Annotated in this window: 6 protein-coding genes and 2 pseudogenes; 4 read left to right on the top strand and 4 right to left on the bottom strand. The window is 44.4% G+C overall.

What is annotated here, in order from left to right; translation table 11 throughout:
• The 3 genes and pseudogenes from AACQ38_RS14710 to AACQ38_RS14700 all read left to right on the top strand — a co-directional run.
• A partial coding sequence (locus tag AACQ38_RS14710) for an Rpn family recombination-promoting nuclease/putative transposase (RefSeq protein ID WP_207631875.1) occupies positions 1–665 on the top strand: 665 nt, incomplete at its 5' end.
• A gap of 117 nt (positions 666–782) precedes the next feature.
• Positions 783–1,007 (top strand): annotated as a pseudogene (locus AACQ38_RS14705) (ISNCY family transposase); the annotation flags it as partial.
• A gap of 365 nt (positions 1,008–1,372) precedes the next feature.
• A pseudogene (locus AACQ38_RS14700) lies at positions 1,373–1,756 on the top strand (transposase); the annotation flags it as partial.
• Between the two features lie 163 nt (positions 1,757–1,919).
• On the opposite strand, the gene purK reads toward AACQ38_RS14700, so the two are convergent.
• The 4 genes from purK to ppiB form a co-directional block, all read right to left on the bottom strand.
• The gene (purK, locus tag AACQ38_RS14695) at positions 1,920–3,002 is read right to left on the bottom strand and encodes a 5-(carboxyamino)imidazole ribonucleotide synthase (protein WP_165578458.1); all 1,083 of its coding nucleotides are present in this window, start codon (positions 3,000–3,002) and stop codon (positions 1,920–1,922) included.
• Positions 2,999–3,529: a 5-(carboxyamino)imidazole ribonucleotide mutase gene (purE, locus tag AACQ38_RS14690; protein WP_011147948.1), complete on the bottom strand. Its 531-nt coding sequence runs from the start codon at positions 3,527–3,529 to the stop codon at positions 2,999–3,001. Before purE ends, purK begins: the two co-directional genes overlap by 4 nt.
• A 147-nt stretch (positions 3,530–3,676) precedes the next feature.
• Positions 3,677–4,399: a UDP-2,3-diacylglucosamine diphosphatase gene (gene lpxH, locus AACQ38_RS14685; RefSeq protein ID WP_058588661.1), complete on the bottom strand. Its 723-nt coding sequence runs from the start codon at positions 4,397–4,399 to the stop codon at positions 3,677–3,679.
• A 10-nt stretch (positions 4,400–4,409) separates the two neighbouring features.
• Positions 4,410–4,904 carry a peptidylprolyl isomerase B gene (gene ppiB, locus AACQ38_RS14680; RefSeq protein WP_011147946.1) on the bottom strand — a complete coding sequence of 165 codons (495 nt, stop codon included), beginning with the start codon at positions 4,902–4,904 and terminating at the stop codon, positions 4,410–4,412.
• Between the two features lie 267 nt (positions 4,905–5,171).
• Between ppiB and cysS the strand changes: the two genes are divergently transcribed.
• A complete protein-coding gene (gene cysS / locus AACQ38_RS14675) occupies positions 5,172–6,557 on the top strand; it encodes a cysteine--tRNA ligase (protein WP_165578457.1) in 1,386 nt (461 codons plus the stop codon).
• Positions 6,558–6,563: the final 6 nt, after the last annotated feature.

The raw sequence follows: 6,563 nt of genomic DNA, 5'->3' as shown, positions 1-6,563 counted from the left end.
ATGGTGAGATTCGGCCGTATCCTTACTCAAACCGGTGGCTGGATTGTTTCACGCTCCCCGAACAGGCGGCTCGCTTATACCGTCAGGCGTTTCCGTTGGTGGACGTCAGTGTGCTCAGCGATGAAGAAATCCTGACGCATAAAGGGGTAGCCCTGATGGAGCTGGTGCAAAAACATATTCGCTGCCGGGATATGCAGGAATGGCTCCTCCAATTGGTGGAACTCTTGAATGCAGGGTATAATACAACCGAGCAGCGCAATGTGGTGTTACTCTATATTTTACTGAATGGACATACGCTGGATCTCTCACACTTTGTCCATCAACTGATTGAACAATCTCCGGAGCATGAAACGATGCTGATGACTATTGCAGAACAGCTTGAACAAAAAGGGCTTGAGCGAGGTATCAAGCAAGGTATTGAGCTAGGTCGAGAAGAAGGTCGAGAAGAAGGTCGAGAGGAAGGTCGAGAGGAAGGTCGAGAGGAAGGTCGAGAAGAAGGTCGAGAAGAAGGTCGAGAAGAAGGTCGAGAAGAAGGCCGAGAAGAAGGCCGAGAAGAAGGTAAACTGGAAACGGCCCGTGCCTTATTACGGCATGGCGTGAGTTTGGACATTATTGTCACCAGTACCGGACTGAGCCGGGATAAAATTGAAACGTTAAAGCATTAAATTAATCTTCTCTTTCACAGCAAAATGCCGATATTCAAGATCGGCATTTTTGTTCTTATTCCAGGTAATGGCTATACAAGGGACTTTTACGTTTGCCCGGCGAAGCTGAAACCGGTCAAACTGAAACAGCAATCTTCGGAGCATGAAACGATGTTGATGACTATTGCAGAACAGCTTGAACAAAAAGGGCTTGAGCGAGGTATCAAGCAAGGTCGAGAAGAAGGCCGAGAGGAAGGTAAAGTGGAAACGGCTCGTGCCTTATTACGGCATGGCGTGAGTTTGGACATTATTGTCACCAGTACCGGGCTGAGCCGGGATAAAATTGAAACGTTAAAGCATTAAATTCATCTTCTCTTTTACAGCAAAATGCCGATATTCAAAATCGGCATTTTTGTTCTTATTTATAAGGGAGCGAAATGACACCTTAAGAGCATGGGGAACGTGATTAGGTGAGTTGTTTGCGGAAACAAAATGACTTGTTCTGTTTCGTCAAAACCTCAATGTTCATGTGCCTGATGTGACCGTTTATTATTGATTTTGGCATCCGAACAGAGTTCATTATAACTTTTAAAATAGTAGATCACTTGGAGGGAACTCAGTCCAATTTTTGCAATCTGATCAATTGTCAATAATCCCAAACCACTAAACGGACTGAATTATGCCTATCATAGCGCCTATATCCCGCAATGAACGACGCCAGATGAAAAAAATTATCCATCAGTACTTTCTATCGTTACTGACATAAATGGGGATCGTGTGGCGAAGGGCAGCTCCGACGCTTAAATTACCCGATCCCGAGTACCATGAAAAAAATGGCGAAAATAATTGAGACGTTGTCAATATGTTCAGAAAAACATCCCGTTTTTTATGTCCATAAAAGCCGATTGGTCAGTGATTGACTGGCCCGCCATCCTAAATTTAACCTATTGTTTTTACCCGCTTATTCTCCCTGGCTGAATAAAATTGGGCGTCTGTGGTAATCCTTGCATGAAACGGTGACACGAAATCATGGCTGTCAGTATATGTGGCAGTTGTTTGAGAAAGTGAAAACGTTTTTAAACTCATATCCCTACAGGAATAGCAGAGAATAAAAAGAGTCGGTGTCCATATCTTCAGAAATACGAACTTTTAACATGGCTGTATTCATATGTGCCTCGCTGTCTCTTAATTTGTATCCTTAACAGTGAGACTATTGCGGACACAAATCAAGAGAACAAGATCGATAAATAACCAATGTTAGTGTTAGATAATTAGTTAAATTAATTTTTCCTGCGCCCATTCAAGGCCACTTTGATATTCGGGTGGCAACATGGGGATAAGTTTCTGCAATGTATTTTTTAATTCATTTTTATCAAAGTGAGAAAGATTAAGGTGACCCACTTTACGTGCGGGGCGAACTTCTTTCTCATACCAATGTAAATGTACCGAGGGCAAACTGAGCCATTGGGCATTAATATCTGTGCCAATCAAATTGATCATAACTGACGGCGCGGTGACTACTGGTCGAGGCATGGGCAAATCCAGAATAGCACGCAGATGTAATTCAAACTGGCTGATAGATGCGCCGTTCTGAGTCCAATGACCGCTGTTGTGAACGCGTGGTGCGAGTTCATTAATCAATAAATTATCACCGACAATAAAACATTCCATTGCCATCACGCCGATATATTTCAACTCGTGCATAATCGCTGACAACATACTCTCGGCCTGTTGTTGTAAATGGTGATGCTGTAAATGGTAATTTTCTTGAGGAGAGACAATACTGGCACGGAGAATGCCATCTTGATGCAAATTGTGCGCTAAGGGGTAGAACACACAAGCGCCATTTTTATTGCGGGCACCTACCAGTGAAACTTCGCCAGAAAAAGGAATGGCTTGTTCAGCAATACATTCACCATAAATATCGGCGGGTAATTCTGTTTCATCTCCGGGATGAATACGCCATTGCCCTCGGCCATCATAACCACCCATGCGGCGCTTAACGATAACGAAATTACCGAGCTCAAAGAATAATTGCGGCCATTGGTTGGTATCAGAGAGTAATTGCCACGGAGCCGTTGCCAGTCCAAGGCTATCCATTAACTGTTTTTGCGGTAAACGGTCGGCCAGACGGGGAAAGATATCTCGATTAGCGAAAGCCTTATGGCGGGCAAGTTCCTGAGTAAGAGCCGTTTCCGGCCAGCGCTCAATTTCAGCGGTAATCACGCTATTCTGATAAGGAACCGCTTCGGGTTCTGCATCGAGGCCAACAGGATAAACCGTGATACCTAAAGGCTCACCAGCTTGACGTAACATGCGGCCGAGCTGACCATTGCCTAATACACAAACTGGCTTCATGCTTCCTCCCGCGGATCGGGATTATCGAGTACATCCTGAGTTTGTGTTTCACGCCAATGGCTGAGGCGTTTCAGTAAATCTTTATTATGACGAGCCAAAATCTGTGCAGCCAGTAGAGCTGCGTTTGCTGCGCCAGCTTTCCCAATGGCAAGTGTGCCGACAGGAATCCCTTTTGGCATCTGTACAATAGAGTAAAGACTGTCTATCCCATTTAGTGCAGCACTTTGTACGGGTACGCCGAGAACCGGTACCAGCGTTTTAGCAGCCAGCATGCCGGGTAAATGAGCGGCACCACCGGCACCGGCGATAATGACATCAAAACCATTTTGCTCAGCTTGCTCGGCAAAACTGAATAGTTTATCGGGTGTACGGTGAGCAGAAACAATTTCAACATGAAAAGGTACATTAAGAGAAGTGAGAATATCAGCCGCGTGCTGCATAGTCGTCCAATCGCTTTTAGAACCCATGACAATGGCGATTTTGGCATTGTGTTGAGCTGTTCCTGCTAAATCAGGTTGGGCAGTCATAAATCAAATGCTCCTGTGTTTTAACGTCCACCAGAATGAAAATAACGCTTTAAGGCCGCGGATCATATCATGCTCACAAGCTAAGGAAAACGATTGCGTTACTTTATACTTTCGTTGCCATACCTGGATGTGGGTGTTTTTGATTAATCAGAATGGGAAAGAGATAAGATCAATTGATTTATCCGTTATTTTGAACATCGATCCCTGATGATGCCATGCGCCAAGTACACCACGATAAACGGTTTTATCATGCAGAGGAACTTCATGTACAAAAGGGCGGTGAGTGTGCCCATGAATCATCCAGTCAGCTTGATACCGCTCAAAAGTGTCAATAACAGCTTGCTGGTTTACATCCATAATGGCTTCGGATTTTCTGCTGTTGACCGATTGGCTGTTTGCTCGCATTTTTACGGCAATTTTTTGACGGATAGACAGAGGTAATAGTAGAAACAGACGTTGGATCCACGGGGTATGAACCCGCTTACGATATCGTTGATAACCTTCGTCATCAGTACACAAGGTGTCGCCATGCAGAATAAGCACTCGCTTACCGTACAGTTCCAGTACTTTTTCCTGTGGGAGCAATATGATGCCACTCTCTTTAGCAAAGCGTGAACCGAGCAGAAAATCACGGTTGCCATGAATAAAGTAACAGCTAACACCTTGTTGTTGTACAGTTTTTAATGCGCTAGCGATTTCACGGTGGAGAGGGTTGTTATCATCATCGCCAATCCAGTAATCGAACAGATCGCCGAGAATATAGAGGCTATCTGCCTGAATGGCATCCTCACGCAAGAAACGCAGAAAACCGGCAGTGATTGCCGGTTCATGTTCGCTGAGATGTAAATCTGCGATAAAAAGTGTACACATATGCAGTGAATTATTCGCTGACAGTTACTTTTTCGATGATAACATCTTCGAGTGGTACATCTTGGTGCATACCGCTGCGACCGGTAGAAACGCCTTTGATTTTATCAACAACATCCATACCTTCGATCACTTCGGCAAAGACGCAGTAACCCCAACCATCAGGGCGCTCAGAGCGGAAGTTCAGGAAATCATTATCAACAACATTAATGAAGAACTGCGCAGTTGCTGAGTGTGGATCGTTAGTACGGGCCATTGCCAAAGTACCACGGTTGTTTTTCAGACCGTTATTGGCTTCGTTTTTGATAGCTGCATCAGTCGGCTTTTGTTTCATACCAGGTTCGAATCCACCACCCTGAATCATGAAACCGTTAATAACACGGTGGAAAATAGTATTATCGTAGAAACTATTGCGGCAGTAGTTCAAGAAATTCTCAACAGTTACAGGAGCTTTATCAGCGAAAGTATTAATTACAATATCGCCAAAATTGGTATGGAAAGTCACCATAATTGAAATCCTAATAATAGTTTTGATTAACCCGGTTAGGGCATTTGGACCAGGCGGCTTTTATATCACATCTACCATAATGAGTCAGTACATATTAATTTCAGTGAGCTATCTTGATCACCAACCTTGCAAAGCGCTTAATATCAGGTTTCAATATCCTATTGGACTATGCCATATCGAGCACTTATTGATGAGATAAGGACATAAATCCAGAATTATCAATTCGTTATTTTTAACACACGTACAGTGAATTTACGGAAAATCTCGATGCTAAAAATTTTCAATACCCTCAGCCGTCAGAAAGAAGAATTTAAGCCAATCCATCCAGGGAAAGTAGGGATGTACGTGTGTGGTATCACGATTTATGACCTGTGTCATATTGGTCACGGCAGAACCTTTGTTTCTTTTGATGTGGTTGCTCGTTATCTGCGCTATCTGGGATATGATTTAACTTATGTACGTAATGTGACCGATGTTGATGACAAAATCATCAAGCGGGCGGTAGAAAACAGTGAAAGTTGTGATGATCTGACTGGCCGTATGTTGGCGGAAATGTACAAAGATTTTGATGCGCTGAATATCTTACGCCCTGATCTGGAACCACGTGCGACCCGGCATATCCAGGAGATTATTGCGCTGACCGAATCGTTGATAAAACGTGGTCACGCCTATGTTGCAGATAATGGCGACGTCATGTTTTCCGTCGAGAGTGATCAGGATTACGGATTGCTTTCCCGTCAAGATCTCAGCCAACTACAAGCAGGAGCGCGAGTGGAAGTGGCTGATGTTAAGCGCAACCCGATGGATTTCGTGTTGTGGAAAATGTCCAAGCCTGGGGAACCAAGTTGGGAATCGCCGTGGGGGGCGGGCCGTCCTGGCTGGCATATTGAATGTTCTGCCATGAACAGTAAACAGCTAGGTAATCATTTTGATATTCATGGTGGTGGTGCTGATCTGATGTTTCCGCATCATGAAAATGAAATTGCACAATCTACTTGTGCCCATGATGGCCCGTATGTGAATTACTGGATGCATTCAGGGATGGTGATGGTGGATAAAGAGAAGATGTCCAAATCGCTGAACAACTTCTTTACTATCCGTGATGTATTGGCATATTACGATGCAGAGACGGTACGTTATTTCTTGTTGTCAGGCCATTACCGCAGTCAACTTAACTATACAGAAGATAACCTAAAGCAGGCTCGTACCGCACTTGAACGATTTTATACTGCGCTGCGAGGTACAGATGCTTCTGTACCGCCGGCCGGTGGTGAAATATTTGAGGCGCGTTTCATTGACGCAATGAATGATGATTTCAATACGCCAGAGGCTTATTCGGTACTGTTTGATATGGTACGTGAAATCAACCGCCTGAAATCAGAAGATATGGATGCCGCGAATGGCTTAGCGGCTGAATTACGCAAGCTGGCGGGTATTTTAGGTTTGTTGCAACAACAGCCGGAACAATTCCTGCACCGTGGTATTCAGGCTGATGATGAAGAGATTGCGAAAATTGAAGCGCTGATTAAGCAGCGTAATGATGCCCGTAAAAATAAAGATTGGCCGCTGGCAGATTCTGCTCGTAATCAGTTAAATGAGATGGGCATTGAACTGGAAGATGGGCCGCAAGGGACAAGCTGGCGTCGTAAGTAAGCCTGA

The organism is Photorhabdus sp. RW14-46 (assembly GCF_963887965.1).
Lineage (GTDB): Bacteria > Pseudomonadota > Gammaproteobacteria > Enterobacterales > Enterobacteriaceae > Photorhabdus > Photorhabdus laumondii.
Note: the sequence above shows the minus strand (reverse complement) of the source record. Positions and strands in the feature narration are given on the sequence as shown.

Bases quoted from the DNA above. Each gene is read 5' to 3' on its own strand.
- purK (WP_165578458.1), bottom strand. From the start codon at position 3,002: ATGAAGCCAGTTTGTGTATTAGGCAATGGTCAGCTCGGCCGCATGTTA.
- purE (WP_011147948.1), bottom strand. From the start codon at position 3,529: ATGACTGCCCAACCTGATTTAGCAGGAACAGCTCAACACAATGCCAAA.
- lpxH (WP_058588661.1), bottom strand. From the start codon at position 4,399: ATGTGTACACTTTTTATCGCAGATTTACATCTCAGCGAACATGAACCG.
- ppiB (WP_011147946.1), bottom strand. From the start codon at position 4,904: ATGGTGACTTTCCATACCAATTTTGGCGATATTGTAATTAATACTTTC.
- cysS (WP_165578457.1), top strand. From the start codon at position 5,172: ATGCTAAAAATTTTCAATACCCTCAGCCGTCAGAAAGAAGAATTTAAG.